14 protein-coding genes are annotated in these 17,041 nt (G+C 50.4%); 8 read left to right on the plus strand and 6 right to left on the minus strand.

Features of this window, described 5'->3' with window-relative positions:
• Positions 1 to 99 precede the first annotated feature (99 nt).
• The 7 genes from pcoA to pcoE all read left to right on the plus strand — a co-directional run bounded on the left by pcoA (position 100) and on the right by pcoE (position 6,951).
• Complete coding sequence (pcoA, locus tag ACMWL8_RS11975; RefSeq protein ID WP_000925240.1) at positions 100 to 1,917, plus strand: multicopper oxidase PcoA; 1,818 nt, start codon at positions 100 to 102, stop codon at positions 1,915 to 1,917.
• 5 nt (positions 1,918 to 1,922) lie between these two features.
• The gene (pcoB, locus tag ACMWL8_RS11980) at positions 1,923 to 2,813 is read left to right on the plus strand and encodes a copper resistance outer membrane transporter PcoB (RefSeq protein WP_001378118.1); all 891 of its coding nucleotides are present in this window, start codon (positions 1,923 to 1,925) and stop codon (positions 2,811 to 2,813) included.
• Positions 2,814 to 2,852: 39 nt separating this feature from the next.
• A complete protein-coding gene (gene pcoC / locus ACMWL8_RS11985) occupies positions 2,853 to 3,233 on the plus strand; it encodes a copper resistance system metallochaperone PcoC (protein ID WP_000025662.1) in 381 nt (126 codons plus the stop codon).
• 55 nt (positions 3,234 to 3,288) lie between these two features.
• The gene (gene pcoD, locus ACMWL8_RS11990) at positions 3,289 to 4,167 is read left to right on the plus strand and encodes a copper resistance inner membrane protein PcoD (protein WP_229692861.1); all 879 of its coding nucleotides are present in this window, start codon (positions 3,289 to 3,291) and stop codon (positions 4,165 to 4,167) included.
• A 54-nt stretch (positions 4,168 to 4,221) separates the two neighbouring features.
• On the plus strand, positions 4,222 to 4,902 hold the full coding sequence (gene pcoR / locus ACMWL8_RS11995) for a copper response regulator transcription factor PcoR (protein WP_001188930.1): 681 nt from the start codon (positions 4,222 to 4,224) through the stop codon (positions 4,900 to 4,902).
• Positions 4,899 to 6,299, plus strand: a complete 1,401-nt coding sequence (gene pcoS, locus ACMWL8_RS12000) for a copper resistance membrane spanning protein PcoS (protein ID WP_001211180.1) — start codon at positions 4,899 to 4,901, stop codon at positions 6,297 to 6,299. The genes pcoR and pcoS overlap by 4 nt, the downstream gene beginning before the upstream one ends.
• A 217-nt stretch (positions 6,300 to 6,516) precedes the next feature.
• Positions 6,517 to 6,951: a copper resistance system metallochaperone PcoE gene (gene pcoE / locus ACMWL8_RS12005; protein WP_000723069.1), complete on the plus strand. Its 435-nt coding sequence runs from the start codon at positions 6,517 to 6,519 to the stop codon at positions 6,949 to 6,951.
• A gap of 392 nt (positions 6,952 to 7,343) precedes the next feature.
• Here the strand turns inward: pcoE and ACMWL8_RS12010 are convergent, their stop codons facing one another.
• The 5 genes from ACMWL8_RS12010 to ACMWL8_RS12030 all read right to left on the minus strand — a co-directional run bounded on the left by ACMWL8_RS12010 (position 7,344) and on the right by ACMWL8_RS12030 (position 14,168).
• Positions 7,344 to 9,167 (minus strand): integrin alpha, encoded by a 1,824-nt coding sequence (locus ACMWL8_RS12010; protein ID WP_045259399.1) that lies wholly within the window; start codon positions 9,165 to 9,167, stop codon positions 7,344 to 7,346.
• 107 nt (positions 9,168 to 9,274) lie between these two features.
• The gene (locus tag ACMWL8_RS12015) at positions 9,275 to 10,318 is read right to left on the minus strand and encodes a fimbrial protein (protein ID WP_045259398.1); all 1,044 of its coding nucleotides are present in this window, start codon (positions 10,316 to 10,318) and stop codon (positions 9,275 to 9,277) included.
• 11 nt (positions 10,319 to 10,329) lie between these two features.
• Entirely contained in the window at positions 10,330 to 12,837 is a 2,508-nt protein-coding gene (locus ACMWL8_RS12020) for a fimbria/pilus outer membrane usher protein (protein ID WP_065366017.1), read from the minus strand.
• A 37-nt stretch (positions 12,838 to 12,874) separates the two neighbouring features.
• Positions 12,875 to 13,558: a molecular chaperone gene (locus ACMWL8_RS12025; RefSeq protein WP_041911869.1), complete on the minus strand. Its 684-nt coding sequence runs from the start codon at positions 13,556 to 13,558 to the stop codon at positions 12,875 to 12,877.
• 55 nt (positions 13,559 to 13,613) lie between these two features.
• Positions 13,614 to 14,168 carry a fimbrial protein gene (locus tag ACMWL8_RS12030; RefSeq protein ID WP_045259397.1) on the minus strand — a complete coding sequence of 185 codons (555 nt, stop codon included), beginning with the start codon at positions 14,166 to 14,168 and terminating at the stop codon, positions 13,614 to 13,616.
• A gap of 576 nt (positions 14,169 to 14,744) precedes the next feature.
• On the opposite strand from ACMWL8_RS12030, the gene ACMWL8_RS12035 reads away from it, so the two are divergent.
• A complete protein-coding gene (locus ACMWL8_RS12035; RefSeq protein WP_045259396.1) occupies positions 14,745 to 15,770 on the plus strand; it encodes a TerC/Alx family metal homeostasis membrane protein in 1,026 nt (341 codons plus the stop codon).
• Between the two features lie 495 nt (positions 15,771 to 16,265).
• Here the strand turns inward: ACMWL8_RS12035 and ACMWL8_RS12040 are convergent, their stop codons facing one another.
• Complete coding sequence (locus ACMWL8_RS12040) at positions 16,266 to 16,928, minus strand: HAD family hydrolase (RefSeq protein WP_028014726.1); 663 nt, start codon at positions 16,926 to 16,928, stop codon at positions 16,266 to 16,268.
• Between the last annotated feature and the right edge of the window lie 113 nt (positions 16,929 to 17,041).

Here is a 17,041-nt window from a genome sequence, read left to right on the forward strand (position 1 = left end):
GTGCTAGATTCATTTCATTGTAAGTGGATGAACCAGTAATTTAATTTAAATCGGTTCTCGAATTCTGTCAGTAACCATACTTTAAATAAGGGAATGCGCATGCTGTTGAAAACGTCTCGACGAACTTTCCTGAAGGGGTTAACCCTCTCTGGCGTAGCCGGAAGTCTTGGCGTATGGAGTTTCAATGCGCGTTCCAGTCTGAGCCTGCCAGTTGCCGCATCCCTGCAGGGTACTCAGTTTGACCTGACCATTGGTGAAACGGCCGTCAATATCACGGGCAGTGAGCGTCAGGCCAAAACAATCAATGGAGGCCTGCCGGGGCCCGTTCTTCGCTGGAAAGAAGGTGACACCATTACCCTGAAGGTCAAAAACCGTCTTAATGAACAGACGTCCATTCACTGGCACGGCATTATTCTTCCGGCCAATATGGATGGTGTTCCGGGGCTGAGTTTTATGGGCATAGAGCCTGATGATACCTACGTTTACACCTTTAAGGTTAAGCAGAACGGGACTTACTGGTACCACAGCCATTCCGGTCTGCAGGAACAGGAGGGGGTATACGGTGCCATTATCATCGATGCCGGGGAGCCAGAACCGTTTACTTACGATCGTGAGCATGTGGTCATGTTGTCTGACTGGACCGATGAAAATCCTCACAGCCTGCTGAAAAAATTAAAAAAACAGTCGGATTACTACAATTTCAATAAACCAACCGTTGGCTCTTTTTTCCGCGACGTGAATACCAGGGGGCTGTCAGCCACCATTGCCGATCGGAAAATGTGGGCTGAAATGAAAATGAATCCGACTGACCTCGCGGATGTCAGTGGCTACACCTACACCTATCTCATGAACGGGCAGGCCCCGCTGAAAAACTGGACCGGACTGTTCCGTCCCGGTGAAAAGATACGCTTACGGTTTATCAACGGCTCGGCAATGACCTATTTCGATATCCGTATCCCCGGGCTGAAAATGACGGTCGTGGCTGCAGATGGCCAGTATGTAAACCCGGTTACCGTTGACGAATTCAGGATTGCCGTTGCCGAAACCTATGATGTCATTGTGGAGCCTCAGGGTGAGGCCTATACCATCTTCGCACAATCCATGGACAGGACCGGTTACGCTCGAGGGACACTGGCCACGAGAGAGGGGTTAAGTGCTGCCGTTCCCCCCCTCGATCCCCGTCCTCTGTTGACCATGGAAGATATGGGTATGGGGGGAATGGGACATGATATGGCAGGAATGGACCACAGCCAGATGGGAGGCATGGATAACAGCGGAGAGATGATGTCTATGGACGGTGCTGACCTTCCGGATAGCGGGACATCCTCCGCGCCCATGGATCACAGCAGCATGGCCGGTATGGATCATTCCCGGATGGCCGGAATGCCGGGTATGCAAAGTCATCCTGCGTCAGAAACGGATAACCCACTGGTTGATATGCAGGCGATGAGCGTCTCTCCGAAATTAAATGATCCGGGTATTGGTCTTCGAAATAACGGAAGAAAGGTTCTCACGTACGCGGATTTGAAAAGCCGCTTTGAGGATCCTGACGGACGTGAACCTGGCCGTACCATAGAACTGCATTTAACCGGCCACATGGAAAAGTTTGCCTGGTCATTTAACGGAATCAAGTTTTCAGATGCCGCACCGGTGCTGCTGAAATACGGTGAGCGGCTCAGGATCACGCTGATCAACGATACCATGATGACTCACCCCATTCACCTGCATGGTATGTGGAGCGATCTGGAAGATGAAAACGGTAATTTCATGGTTCGTAAACACACAATAGATGTTCCCCCTGGTACAAAACGCAGTTACAGAGTGACAGCAGATGCGCTTGGCCGCTGGGCGTATCACTGCCATTTGCTCTATCACATGGAAATGGGAATGTTTCGTGAAGTCCGGGTGGAGGAATGATGCGAATGAAGAGAAATTTGAAGGCCATACCTGTTCTGGTCGCCGGTTTGTTTACCTCACAGCTTTCTATTGCGGCGGGCTCCGTCTCTGCAGATCCCCACGCCGGGCACGACATGTCTGCCATGCAGATGCCAGCAGATGAGAATTTCACTGAGATGACGTCAATGGAGCCCATTGTAACTGAGAGCAGAACGCCAATTCCGCCTGTTACCGATGCCGACCGGAAGGCTGCATTCGGCAATTTACAGGGGCATGCGATTCACGACAGTGCGATTAATTATCTGGTTCTGCTGGATCAACTGGAATGGCAACGGTCGGATAACACCAACAATTTCAGCTGGAGTGTTAACAGCTGGATTGGAGGCGACACAGATCGGATTTGGCTAAAGAGTGAAGGTGAACGAAGCAATGGGGAAACGGAGGCGGCTGAAGCGCAGTTACTCTGGGGACATGCGGTTGGCCCATGGTGGGATTTGGTTGCGGGTGTCAGGCAGGATTTCAGACCTGCTTCTGCCCGGACCTGGGCTGCTGTCGGTTTTCAGGGGCTGGCACTCTATAATTTTGAGTCTGAAATTACGGGTTTTGTCAGTAATGGCGGAAAAGCAGCCCTTCGTCTGGGAGGAGAATACGACGTTTTACTGACTAACCGGCTCATACTCCAGCCATCCTATGAGGTGAATTTCTACAGTCAGGATGATGAATCGCGGGGTCGCGGCAGGGGACTGACTGACACAGAGCTGGGGCTCCGGCTGCGCTATGAAATACGCCGTGAGTTTGCACCCTATATAGGCGTTTCCTGGAATCAACTTTACGGGAAAACATCCGATATGGCGAAAAGAGAAGGTGAGAAAGACCATCAGGTAGTATTCCTGGCGGGAGCCAGAATCTGGTTTTAACGCACTGATATAAAACACTCAACTAAACAGGTAAATAAAATGTCGATTTTAAATAAAGCCATTCTTACAGGTGGCCTCGTTATGGGCGTTGCTTTCTCTGCTATGGCCCATCCGGAATTAAAAAGCTCTGTGCCACAGGCTGATTCAGCCGTAGCGGCCCCGGAAAAGATTCAGCTTAATTTCTCGGAAAATCTGACCGTGAAATTCTCAGGTGCAAAATTAACGATGACGGGTATGAAAGGCATGTCATCACATTCTCCGATGCCGGTCGCGGCAAAAGTGGCGCCAGGCGCTGACCCTAAATCGATGGTCATTATTCCGCGAGAGCCTTTACCCGCTGGCACTTATCGTGTTGACTGGCGCGCGGTTTCTTCAGATACGCACCCTATTACCGGTAATTACACCTTTACAGTGAAGTAATATTATGAACGACCTGATTATGATTGTTATTCGTTTTCTTCTTTATCTGGATTTGATGGTAATATTTGGATTGCCATTTTTTCAGATATATGGAATAAGCGGTGTCAGACATGAAACCTATAACCTGACTAATTTCAGGTCGTTTATAACTTTTGCTGTTGTTACAGGCATCATTCTTACTGGCATTAATATGCTCCTGGTATCTAATGCCATGAGTGGAGTAACTGACCTCAGAGAATTATCCATCCATGTTATCGAGATGGTGATAGAAGAAACTGATGTGGGTATTAGCTGGATTGTCAGGCTCTGTGCCCTGTTTACCACACTCGGTGCTTTGTTCCTTTACACTAATAAGAGAGTATTGTCCTGCCTGCTGATGACGATGAGTGGGGGCGTGGCGCTGGCTACACTTGCCTGGGGAGGACACGCCGTTATGCATGACGGTCTGCATTACTATCTCCATTTACTGAGCGATCTGACCCATCTCGGCGCTGCAGGTGCCTGGACAGGTGCTCTGGTTGCATTTGCTATCCTGCTGATGCGCAGAAACGAGCATAATGCACAGAGCGTCATTGTGATATCTGACTCCCTGGCAAAATTTGCCACGGCAGGAACGGTGATTGTTGTAGCCCTGATCCTGAGTGCGCTGGTCAACTATCTGTATATTGCTGAGGGTAACTTAACTCCCTTATTCAACAGTTCCTGGGGGAGGATATTGCTTGCCAAGACGGCTCTGTTTGTTCTGATGCTTCTTCTGGCTGCAGCAAACCGGTTTCACCTGGGTCCCCGGCTTGAAGTTATGGTCAGGGAAGGGAATTATGATCGCAGCGTTGCCCTGATGCGAAACAGCATCCTGACAGAATTCGTTGTTGCGATTATCATTCTGGGCGCCGTAGCGTGGCTCGGAATGCTTGCTCCGTCTCAGGTCAGCTAGGGGACAGCCAAAGCTCATGCGTGAGATTTTTACTTTCATATCAGCGAGTTGACCATGCAGCGTATTTTAATCGTTGAAGACGAACAAAAAACAGGTCGTTACCTGCAGCAGGGACTGGTTGAGGAAGGCTATCAGGCCGATCTCTTTAATAATGGCCGCGATGGTCTCGGGGCCGCGTCGAAGGGACAGTATGATTTGATAATACTGGACGTGATGCTGCCTTTCCTCGACGGGTGGCAAATCATCAGCGCACTGAGGGAGTCCGGGCACGAAGAACCGGTCCTGTTTTTAACCGCAAAGGACAACGTGCGGGACAAAGTGAAAGGACTGGAGCTTGGCGCAGATGACTACCTGATTAAGCCCTTTGATTTTACGGAGCTGGTTGCACGTGTAAGAACCCTACTGCGCCGGGCACGCTCGCAGGCCGCAACAGTCTGCACCATCGCCGATATGACCGTTGATATGGTGCGCCGGACCGTGATCCGTTCGGGGAAGAAGATCCATCTCACCGGTAAAGAATACGTTCTGCTTGAGTTGCTGCTGCAACGCACCGGAGAAGTGTTACCCAGGAGTCTTATCTCGTCCCTGGTCTGGAACATGAATTTTGACAGTGATACGAATGTGATTGATGTCGCCGTGAGACGTCTGAGAAGTAAAATTGATGATGACTTTGAGCCAAAACTGATCCATACCGTTCGCGGTGCCGGATATGTCCTGGAGATCAGAGAAGAGTGAGGTTCAAAATTTCCCTGACCACACGCCTGAGCCTGATTTTTTCTGCGGTGATGCTTACGGTATGGTGGTTATCAAGTTTTATCCTGATTAGCACCCTTAATGGCTATTTCGATAATCAGGACCGCGATTTTCTGACAGGTAAACTTCAGCTCACCGAAGAGTTTCTTAAAACAGAGACGTTCAGGAACAAAACGGATATTAAGTCATTATCAGAAAAAATAAACGATGCGATGGTGGGGCACAATGGCTTATTCATTTCTATAAAAAACATGGAAAATGAAAAAATTGTTGAACTCTATGCCAAAAATTCTGTTGTTCCAGCGGTCCTGCTTAATAAGTCGGGTGATATTCTCGACTATATGATCCAGACGGAAGAAAATAACACCGTGTACCGCAGTATCTCGCGGCGGGTTGCCGTGACGCCGGAACAGGGTAAAAGCAAACATGTCATCATTACGGTTGCCACGGATACTGGGTATCACACCCTGTTTATGGACAAACTCAGTACCTGGCTGTTCTGGTTCAATATCGGTCTGGTCTTTATTTCTGTTTTTCTGGGCTGGCTGACCACACGTATTGGTCTGAAACCGCTACGGGAAATGACCAGTCTGGCTTCCTCCATGACCGTACACAGCCTGGATCAGCGTCTAAATCCCGATCTGGCTCCGCCGGAAATCTCTGAGACCATGCAGGAGTTCAATAATATGTTTGATCGCCTGGAGGGGGCATTCCGGAAACTGTCAGATTTCTCGTCTGACATCGCGCATGAGCTGCGCACACCAGTCAGTAATCTGATGATGCAGACGCAGTTTGCACTGGCTAAGGAAAGGGATGTTTCGCATTACCGCGAAATTTTATTCGCTAACCTGGAAGAACTGAAAAGGTTGTCACGAATGACCAGTGACATGCTTTTTCTGGCACGTTCAGAGCATGGTCTGCTGCGGCTGGATAAACATGATGTGGATCTGGCAGCCGAACTGAATGAATTACGTGAGTTGTTCGAGCCCCTGGCAGACGAAACAGGAAAGACAATCACGGTTGAAGGAGAGGGCGTTGTTGCCGGAGACAGCGATATGCTCCGACGTGCTTTCAGTAACCTGCTTTCCAATGCAATCAAGTATTCTCCCGATAACACCTGTACAGCGATACACCTTGAGCGTGACAGTGACTGTGTGAACGTGATGATTACGAATACGATGTCCGGCCAGGTTCCCGCTAATCTGGAACGTTTGTTTGACCGGTTCTATCGCGCAGACTCATCAAGGTTCTACAACACGGAAGGCGCGGGGCTGGGATTATCAATTACAAGGTCGATCATTCATGCTCACGGCGGCGAGCTGTCAGCAGAACAGCAGGGGCGTGAAATTGTGTTCAAAGTGCGCCTGTTAATGGATTAATCCCGTTGTTCAGGAGAAACCTGGAAGGTGACAAAATTGTCATCATTCAGTCACGCGATAAACAGAGGCGGTTTTTTATAATTATTCATAAATCAGGAGCAGCGTGATAACACAATCACCTGGTTCCTGGAGTGATGATTAACCCGCCCTGAGATCAACTGCTTTCTCTGTTATAAGCCATTGATTGTTTGGGTATGTAAACACCGGAGACCCAACCATGAAAAAGATTCTCGTATCATTTGTTGCCATTATGGCTGCCGCTTCATCTGCCATGGCTGCAGAGACAATGAACATGCATGACCAGGTAAATAATGCACAGGCACCTGCCCACCAGATGCAGTCATCTGCTGAAAAAAGTGCAATTCAGGGAGACAGCATGACAATGATGGATATGAGCAGTCACGATCAGGCCGCAATGTCCCATGACATGATGCAAAACAGCAATTCTGCTGCCCACCAGGACATGGCTGAAATGCATAAAAAAATGATGAAAGCTAAACCCGGAGCTACCAACGAAACAGCAAAGTCATTTTCTGAAATGAGCGAGCATGAGAAGGCCGCAGCTGTACATGAGAAGGCGAATAATGGTCAGTCTTCCGTTGTTCACCAGCAGCAGGCTGATAAGCATCGCAGTCAGATCACCCAGAATTAACCCGCAGCTCCACTTGTTAGACCCTCATTTGACGCCGAAGTCACTGGCTTACGCTCCCGTCCGGGAGCGTTTTTTTTCCCATATATCAAACTTTAACTCTGAAGAGGTGGAAGTATCTGACCAACACTGTCACGTAACGCCAGATAACTACAAAAACACCTTTTTCCTCCTGTAAATTGCAGTTCCTGCAAGAACATCAAGGCATAATGTTGGAACAGCGTGTGATACACACTTAGCATCATGTTTTGTATGTGTTTTTTTAAAACTTTACAACTTTAAAGTCTTTTTCAGGTTAAAGGATACAACTTTAATGTCTCTACACAGCAAAATGCGCAATAAATTGCCGGGGAGTCTCCTCCCCGGCGGTGTTGCCCATTCAGATGATGTAAGCATTAATCCGGTATAGCGTAATCCGCAATGCGGAAGGTGACCTTACCTGTCCAGGTGTTATCACGGTAAGAACCAATGGCGAGACTGTCCTGAGTGAAGCCATTGAAGCTCCCGGCCGCAATGGACGCGCCGAATTTTTCATACTGATTTTTACCCCAGTAGACTTTCGCAACGCCTTCTCTCACCAGCGTATTAATATTGATCATGCCTTCTTCATCGTCAGCGTAGTCATCCAGGCTTTTACCGCCGTTGATGACATACACGGCACCCACCTGCGTGCCGCTGCCGTTCACCGCATTCGGATCGCCAATCACCAGATCCTTTTTACCGTCGCCGTTCAAGTCCACATTACCGAGAATGCTGTTCCCGAACCCTGCCAGCTTGCTGCCAGGCCTGTCGGCGTAAATAGCATAGCCATCGTGTACGCTAAATGTTTTGTTGTAGTTCAGCCGGGTGTGCGCCGCATCGAGGAACAGAGACGATGGCAGCTTACTGCCGTCGGCCTTACCTTTAATAATCCAGACCAGCCCGGAACGTTTTTTATCAATACCCATGTCGGCAGGGGCGCTAATCGCAAAAGCGTTAGCGTGAGCATTCAGGAAATTACCTAATGGCGTAATGGTGCCGTTATTGGGCTTATCCTGTGTATACGCGCTATGATCGTTACTTCCTTCACCTCCGCCGGACTGACCACCCAGGAAAGCCGCCCCCATACCGTGAATGCGGGTTGCCTGCGTCGAGTTTAGCGAGGCGATGTCGAGATTCCCCTGATTGAAGCTGCTGCCGTAGACGAGATAGGCCGTGCCGCGTCCATCAGTGCCGCTGTTCTCTGATTTACGGCCTTCATTGACCGATTCCGGGTCGACGATCAGGTAATCACTGAAGCCGTCGCCGTTAATATCCCCGACATCGCTGATCTGCTGCCCAAGGTTGGCGTTAAGGGGTTTATCCGGACCGTTGGTGGCGGTCATCTGCGGACGAATATAGGCACCGGTCGCGGCAGGGATCTCCCAGTCGCCCAGGTTGTTGCGCTTAATATCAATGTTCTGCCACTGATCGCCTGGCTTTTGAGCGCCGTAGATAATGACGGCGCCGCCGCGTCCGCCCGTGCCTTCGATATCGCCGATAGCAAGATCGACCATCTTGTTAGCCACGGCAGAATTTTTATATTTAATTGGGCCTACCGCGGCGCCAAACCAGCCGCCGGTATTCGCATTGCCTGAAGAATTCACCGTACGGATGCGAATACCCAGGCGAGCGTCGCCGTTGTCGATATCATTGAGGTCAATCTGATTAGAAAGACGCGCGCCGGTACGGTGATGCGGTCCGCCCCAGATAATATAGACCTGATCATGCCAGTGGGAGGCGATGACTAAATCATCATATCCATCGCCGTTAATATCACCTATTTTACGTACCGCGACGCCCATCCATTTTGTCGTCACTGAGCCAGGCTTATTCGCTTTATTGCTGTGGATAATTTTAAGCGCGTTTTGCGGATCGAATTCACCTACGTTATTGACTTGCTGCATGGGTTTCCCACCGGAAGTCCCGAAAATGACGTACGCGATCCCTTTTGCGCCATCCCCCCAGGGAGCCGTAATGACAATATCTTCACCCGCGATATGCGAACCATTGTCCTTATCGGAAAACTTACCGATCGTGGTCATCGTCATACCGAAATAGTCTTTTTGTTTTTCACCCTTAATAGATACAGGGACAGAATAAGGCTCGATATCGCTGGCAATAACCTGTGATGCCGTGATGCCAGTACCTGATAAAGCTGCAACGCAAAGCGCTACACGCGTTTTCGTTTTGAGTTTCATAGTATATATCCTTATACAAATCCATTTTTCATACCCGGCAACTCATTTGTATAGCGCTATGTGTTGCCGGGAAATAAGAGGTTTCTACGCTGTATTAAGTTTTTTCTTTATTTAAACTCGAAATCCAGCGTGGATGTGGCTTCAAATTTTCCCGGTTGTGGAGACTTTTCTCCTTGTTGGACAGGTGTTGCTATAATAGTGACATTCCCCTCCTGCGTTGGTACGGCCGAACTGTTGCTATCAATTTTATTCCCGTTGTGTTCAAGTTTTATCCCTAAATCATTGCGCTCACCTTCATCATTATGGGTCTTGATAAAACCAGAGCCATTAAAATCGGACGCGCGGAACTTAATACTCACCTTGCTTTCATCTTCAGGATTTTTGCAAGTCACACGAATATCCACGCTTTTTTGCTTACCGGTGGCCTCGGGCTTAAATTCATTCGCGGTAATACTGCCAAACGGGACCTTGATGGTTTGCCCGTCATTAATCATGCATTGTGGTGGAATATCAATTGACAGTTGGAAATTAAGTGTGACAAAAGGTCTGGATCTGTCATAACTCCCCGTCTGTTTTTTGGCAAAAATGGTCACTAATTCCTGCATAGGAATATCAATGCGGCCTGAAGGAAGCGGTTTAGTTAATTCCAGAGAGACAGTCCCGCTGGAGCCGGTTGCGAACAGAGTATGGTCGTTTTTATCATTACAGTTATTTGTCGCAGGACGTCCATTATCAACACCGGCGGTATTACTCAAATCAACCGGGATATACCGCAATTCATCCTCGCCACCAAGAACGACATTTATACCGATATTAATACCCTTTTCCGCATCCAGAGGATAATAGATAAAGTCTGCGTTACGTTTGCCGCCTCCTGTGCCCAGTTTCGAACTGGTAAATAGAAATAAGATACTTTCTTGCAAGCTGGAGTCCTGACAGAAGCAGATACCATTAAAATTACCTTTATTATTCCATGCGGATTGGGTTGTGCCGGGTACGTCGTCGGCAGTAAGGTTTTCGATAATATCAAACTTGTGCGCCTGACCAGATACGGTTGATGTCGGCCAGCAGCTTCCTACAACATCAGCATAAGCTGGCGCGCCCATCAATCCCCCTGCTGCCAGGCACGCGAGTAACGTTAATTTTTTCATTTTTAATTCCTTTATTTATTAACGGATGATTTGCAGGTCTGCGTTAACTGCACAATTCCGCTAATCGTGGGTTCCTGGCCAGAAAGCTGATAGTGAACCTGGCAACGCTGATCGGGTTTCTTACCCCAGCTCACGTCTAACGTCCCTTTTTCTGCCATCCCGGTGAGGAATACGCTGCCTTCATCACCCACAATGCTGCTGGTGGTATTCTGAGAAACAATGGCACCGAACGGAACGGGTTTGCCCTGCGCATCTTTCAGCGTCATCATCAGGCGTTTACCCACCGCCGTGGTGAAACGTGCCCGAACGATGGCCCCCCGGGTGGGAACGACTTTATGGCTGTTACTTTCCAGCTCGACATCGTCAGGTAATGTATCGGGACGCAGCTGGATATTGCTCTCCTGATAAGGTGTCAGGTAAGGCACCACCGCATAGCCCCAGGGGTCGGTGCGCACGCCAGTGTGGTTACGGACGCTGACACCTGCGGCATCCGGCGCTTCAACCAGAGCGACCGTTTCACCCAGCGACTGTGCCAGCGTGACGCCATGAGGATGAACCAGCACGCCCCCGCGCAGGCTGTAATTCAGCCGCTGCGCGTCCCGGCTATAGCCATACCCGGCGCCAACCTGCGCATAGCGTCCGTTATAGCTAAGCGAGGCATCGCTGCTGTTTGCCTGGCTCCCTGGGTTGATATTCTGCTGTACGCTCCAGTTCAGGTTATTGTCCTCAAGGGCGCTGCCGCTCAGGGAAACACTGTGGCCTGGCGAGCGTTTTTCCGCCGCAGAGAAGGTGTAACCGGCACGCGTGGAGCGGAGCCATTTGTCCAGAGGGACGCTCACGCTCAGGCTGAACAGATTGTCCTGGTTATAGAGACGCTGGTTATCCTCTTTTGTCACGTTCAGATAGTGGTTGTAATTCAGGCTATAGCTGATCCCGTTCCAGCTGTTGCCATAGCCCAGCGTGGCGGAGGTCGTGCGTTTTTGGCTCGTGTGGTAGTCCTCGCTGACCAGCATGGCGGAGAGATAGCCGAGGTTTTCTCCCAGGTTTTGGTTTAGCGTCAGTTCTGTACGGCTACGGCGTCGATCCAGGCGCGAGGGTTGCGAGTGATAGCTGCTCAGGGTTTCACCGAGCGTGTAGAAATCGGACGTCGAGTAGCGATAGCCCGCAATCGCAACGTTAGTGCCGGTAGACAGCAAATTTTTGTTATAGCGCAGGCGTAGCGACTGTCCCCGGTTTTTCTCTGCCTGTTTAGTGGTGGCCCAGGCCTGGGTAATATCAAATGACAGTGCGCCAAAATCGCCCATGTTTTTACCCATGCCAAAAAGCAGGGACTGATATTGGCTGGCAGCCTGCATGCCTCCGTATATCGAGGTTTCCCACGGCAGACCGTAAATCAGGCTCCCTTGTGAAAACAGGGCATTCTCAGCATCGCTGCTGCTGGAACGATAGCTGCCGCTAATGACTTCATATTTGTATTGCCCTTCCCGCTGCATAACCGCTAACGACGCGTAAGGCACTAAAGAGACTTGTTCGCTGCCATCCGCCTCTTTCACCACAACTTTCAGCTCGCCGCTGCTGCCGAGGTAAAGATCGTTGATGACAAATTCACCGGGCGGGACATAGCTTTGATAAATGCTGTAGCCGTTCTGAAAAATAGTGATCTGGGCATTAGTACGAGCAATACCGCGGATCACCGGCGCATAGCCTCGCAGGCTGCCCGGAAGCATCTGTTCATCCGAGTAAAGCTGAACGCCGCGAAACGGGGTGCTATCAAAGACTTCTGCGGTAGAACTGTTATCCCCGACAATCAGCTGGCTATTCAGGGCGCTGATATCACGCTGCAGATAGGTATAAACCGATTCCCAGCGCCCAGCTTGTCCCTGGCTGTTACTCCAGGTCGAGAAATTGCGTAAACGCCAGGGTCCAACGTTCAGTCCCGGACGCAGGCTGAGGTACTGGCTATCGGTTCCCGTCCCGTTGTGCGAGGTCCACGTGGCGCCGCTGTAGTTGTAGCTGAGCATCAGGCCCGGAATACCCTGTTCCCGACGCGCAGGATCGATGTAGCCGTGAGCGTGGCTGTCCAGGGCCGCCTGGGGAATGCTGAGCCTTAACGCCTGCTCGCTGAAGTCAAATTCGCTGCTTGCGAGAGGGATCGCCGACAGACTCGCGCAGCCCTGGGTATCGTCCCGGAGCAACGGGAATGCCGCCGTTTTAACACCAAACGACTGGAGCGTCTCCTCGCTGAGGCACGGTGCGAGGATATTTTTATGCTGCGCGTTCTCTTCGAGTCGAAACGTGATATCGCGCGTGTCGAACATTTTATTGTTAATAAACAGGTCAACACGATAAACGCCGGGTGTCTGGCTCTCTTTGTTCTCAAAGAGAGAAAGATCGACGGCGGTACGCGGCGCGCCACCCGTTTCCAGAAAGGCCGGGTCGAAGTAATCACTGGCGTATAATGCGCTGGGTAATATCCAGGCAAAGCAAAGCGCTGGACGAATGCCCCAAAATATAGTCATGAAAAAATACCCCTGTGAGGTTATTGTTTTAAAATCGTTATTCTATTTTTTGTGTGATTAACTGGCTGTTGCCGCCATAATCATTGATATATTTCCATTGCACGGTGGCATTGTTTTTCAAAAGCGTGTTCCTGAGCGTGAATGTTGTGCTGCTTTTAGGCGCGAGCATGTCAATCTCTGACCATGCTTTGTTATTGATCTTCACCTCCGCAAAGGAAATATAATAAGACGAGTTGTTGCGTACAATGAGTTCGTTATTTTTAACAGACCATTGCACATTCTTACTAATATCCGTGGGTTCATCCATTAAATTTGACGGACGATAAAATAATTTGATCCGGGTATTTACCGCTATCTGCAGTTTATTAATATCCTCTCTGGAAGAGGAGGGGATCGATTTTACGTTGATCCAGAAAAGCGACTCGCGATCCTGCGGTAAAGGCGCGCCGTTATAGATAATACGTAGCGCGTTGGACTTACCTGCATCCATGCGAAAAAGCGGTGGCGTCACAATAAACGGGGCTTTGGTGCCCTGTGAATCTTTGCCCTGTACCCAGCTCTGTACCAGGAACGGGCTGGCAGTATTATTTCTGACTGTAATATTGCTCTCTTTCTTGTCCGCATGATATACCACCCGCGTATTGGATAAGGTCACACTGGCGTGTGACATACAAGAGCCAAAGAGCAGAGCCAGCAGCGTCAGATAGCGTTTCCTTAACATAAAACGTCCTTGCGTTCCGGGCTGTTATTCATTGCCCGGAACTGAGTTGAATGATTTATTTATAGATAATGGTGTAATCCGCAACCGCATCTGCCTTACCGGCGGTCACAGCATCCAGGGATGCTTTATAACGGGCTGAATACAGCAGGGTGGCTGCCCCCGTGGTGCCATCACCGGTAATAGGAACAAATTTATTCGGGTTGTCGCCCAGTTTTAACGATGTTCCATCTTCATTCAGGAATTCAATACCCAAACCCGTTGCGGCGTCGCCACCGGTTTTAAGCGCGAGCAGATTATTGTCATTAGCATCATAGGCACCGCCAAATCGTGCTCCGGCTGATTTAAGGACGGCGGTATCGCAGTTAGACAGTTCTATCTGGATACGGTGAATACCCGCAACGTCACCTTTTTCTTTAAATGCTGAAGACGAGATGGTACCCATATCGATCGTTGGGTTCCCCCCCTGACCGTTAATATCGACATCACAGGTGCTCGCGGTAATCATACCCGTGAATTCAATCGTCCCTGCGCCTTTACCTGGCGCTGCATGGCTGGAAGGACTGGCAATTGCAGCCAATAAAAATCCCATGGTAATAACGGATTTATTCATTTTTTAAAATATTCCTCAGTGTGTAAAAGGTAGAACAGTATTATTTCGGGTTAGTCACTCGAAAGCGTTGTTGTGGTCACGGGATGTGGATATTCCGCTAATATGAAACATTAAGGTGGATATTCATCATCGCTTACCAGTCCATGTGAAAAACTTCCATCACAAGAAGTCTGAATATTTTTCTGGGTCAGGTTAACAAGCGTTTAAAAAAAATAAAGTGAGAACGTCATGATTTGTCTTTGGTGGTTTTAAAATCAATGAGTTAGGTTGTTTTTATCAGGGTTTTATCAGCAATTCAGTGTGAGAATTTTACGGCTTATTTACTACTTGCCGTGTGTCAGGTTCAGCTCAGATAATAAAACTTTCATAATAATGAAAGAATAATCTCCGGAAGAACACGTTGCCTTCCCGGAAGACGTAAGAGAAATCCTGGCACTTTTAACATCACATTTACATTGCCGGGCTGGCGTCAAGAAGTGTTATTATTATTCTCTTGCCCGGTGATACGGGCGTTTTCTTTTTTTTGTTGCAAACGTTGCCTCTGCCAGCGCGCAGATGAAGGTTAAGGATAGATTCATGGCTTCTGCTCATCTCGGTTTCCCGACTGAAACCGTTGTTGTCTTTGTGGTGATGGCCGTTGGGGCGATGTTTATCGACCTCTTCATGCACCGTCACGATAAACCTGTTTCGCTGAAAAGTGCGGCCATGTGGTCCGTTTTCTGGTTCTCGATGGCGATGGCCTTCGCCGGTTTTCTGTACATCCACCACGGCGCCGAGATGGCGAGCCTGTTCCTCACCGGTTACGCGCTGGAAGAGGTGCTCTCCATCGATAACCTGTTCGTGATGATGGCGATCTTTGCCTGGTTCGGCGTGCCGGATAAGTACCGTCACCGTGTGCTCTATTGGGGCGTGCTGGGGGCGATTGTCTTCCGCGGTATTTTCGTGGCGATCGGCACCAGCCTGCTGAGCCTGGGGCCGTACGTGGAGGTTATTTTTGCGCTGGTCGTCGGCTGGACGGCGGTGATGATGCTCAAGCGCAATGAAGAAAGTGACGAAGTGGAAGATTACTCGGGCCACCTTGCCTATCGCCTGGTGAAACGCTTCTATCCCGTCTGGCCCAAAATCAGCAGCAACGCGTTTATCCTGACGCAGAAAGAGGTGGATGCGGAGCTTGAAAAGCCGGAAAACCAGGACGTAACGGTTGGCCGCGTGAAGAAGGCGAAGCGCTACGCAACGCCGCTGCTGCTCTGCGTGGCGGTGGTGGAACTCTCTGACGTGATGTTCGCTTTTGACTCCGTACCGGCGATTATTGCGGTAAGCCGCGAGCCGCTGATTATCTACAGCGCCATGATGTTCGCCATTCTCGGCCTGCGTACCCTCTACTTTGTGCTGGAAGCGCTTAAGCAGTATCTGGTGCACCTGGAGAAAGCGGTGGTGCTGCTGCTGTTCTTCGTGGCGTTCAAGCTGGGTCTGAATGCGACCGATCACTTCTGGCACCACGGTTACAGCATTGGCGCGACGGCCAGCCTGTTTGTGGTGTTAGGTGTGCTGGCGCTGGGGATTATTGCGAGCGTGTTGTTCCCGGGGAAACGTGAGGCCTGATGCACCGCTTTTCTCTCTCTCCCTGTGGGCTGAGGAATCCCCAGTAATTTTTAAGCAGAAGCATTAACGTTGTTTCAGAACGATTTAAGGCTTTCAGCGATGCTCTGGTCCGGCTGTAAATCGCTGAGGCGTTTCCTGCAGGCCGGGGCGAGGCGCAGGGATGCGCCGAGAGGGCGGGCTTTACAGGGATGTTACCTCCGCCCGTACCCGATAAGCCGGAAGGAATAAGCCGAAGGCACCGCGAAGCGGCGATTTACCGCCGGGAGCCCGGGTCGCCAGGGTGGTGGCGACTGAGCCACCCTGGCACGTTCACCGGTCATGTCGTTACAGAGTAGCAGGGAACATAAAGTGAACGGAATGACTACCACAGCCGTATGTTCCCCTCACCCTAACCCTCTCCCCATAGGGGCGAGGGGATTGTTCAGTGCTAGCATTAATTTGTGGGGAACCCTCAGCCCTGTGGGAGAGGGCTGGGGTGAGGGCAACAGACCGCACCTAACCCTTAATCGGTGAATTCCGGCGCTTGCGTGGGTGATGGAAGTGCCGCCAGTGTGGATCCTGCGCCGCGGCCAGCAGTTCGTGGTCGCCGCGGGTGTCGCCCCAGGCTCGCAGATGATAGTCGTTCAGATCGCCATACACCTTCTCCAGCCTCGCCACTTTCTGGGCGCAGCGGCAGTTATTGCCCGTAATGCGTCCCGTCAGCTTGCCGTCCTTCACTTCCAGCTGCGTGCCAATCAGCTTAATGCCGAGCCTGTCCGCCCACGGCTGGAGCACCAGCGCCGGCGACGCAGAGCAGATCGTCACTTCCGCGCCGGAATTTACCTCAGCCGCCACCGCCAGAACCCCTTCGGGGCGCATCAGCTTGTTCCAGTATTTTTCGCAAAAGGCTTCCGCCTGCTGGCGTAGCCAGTGTTCGTCCACGCCCGTCAGGAACGTTTTAATCAGCACTTCCTTCAGCTCATCACGCGTCAGCTTGCGGCGCACGCAGTGGAGCGTGGGCAGCGCCATGCGCACCAGACGACCCGCAAAGTAGCGTTTCCCAAAGGCAAAACGCAGGAAAGGGATAAAGCTGTCGTGGTGCGTGAGCGTCCCGTCAAAGTCAAAGACAGAGAGCACGCTGGATTTCGCCACCGTCTCGTCGGCAATCATATTGGTCATAAATACGTCTTAGCTGAATTACACATTCTGTCGATCAGTTTACCTGCTTTATCTGAACAGTCCTTACATCACCACCCTTTTTTTTCTCAATCTTGCGATCTGAAAGTGAGTCC

The sequence above is a fragment of the Enterobacter sp. 04-C-12-SI-ECC genome (assembly GCF_047530715.1).
GTDB lineage: Bacteria > Pseudomonadota > Gammaproteobacteria > Enterobacterales > Enterobacteriaceae > Enterobacter > Enterobacter bugandensis.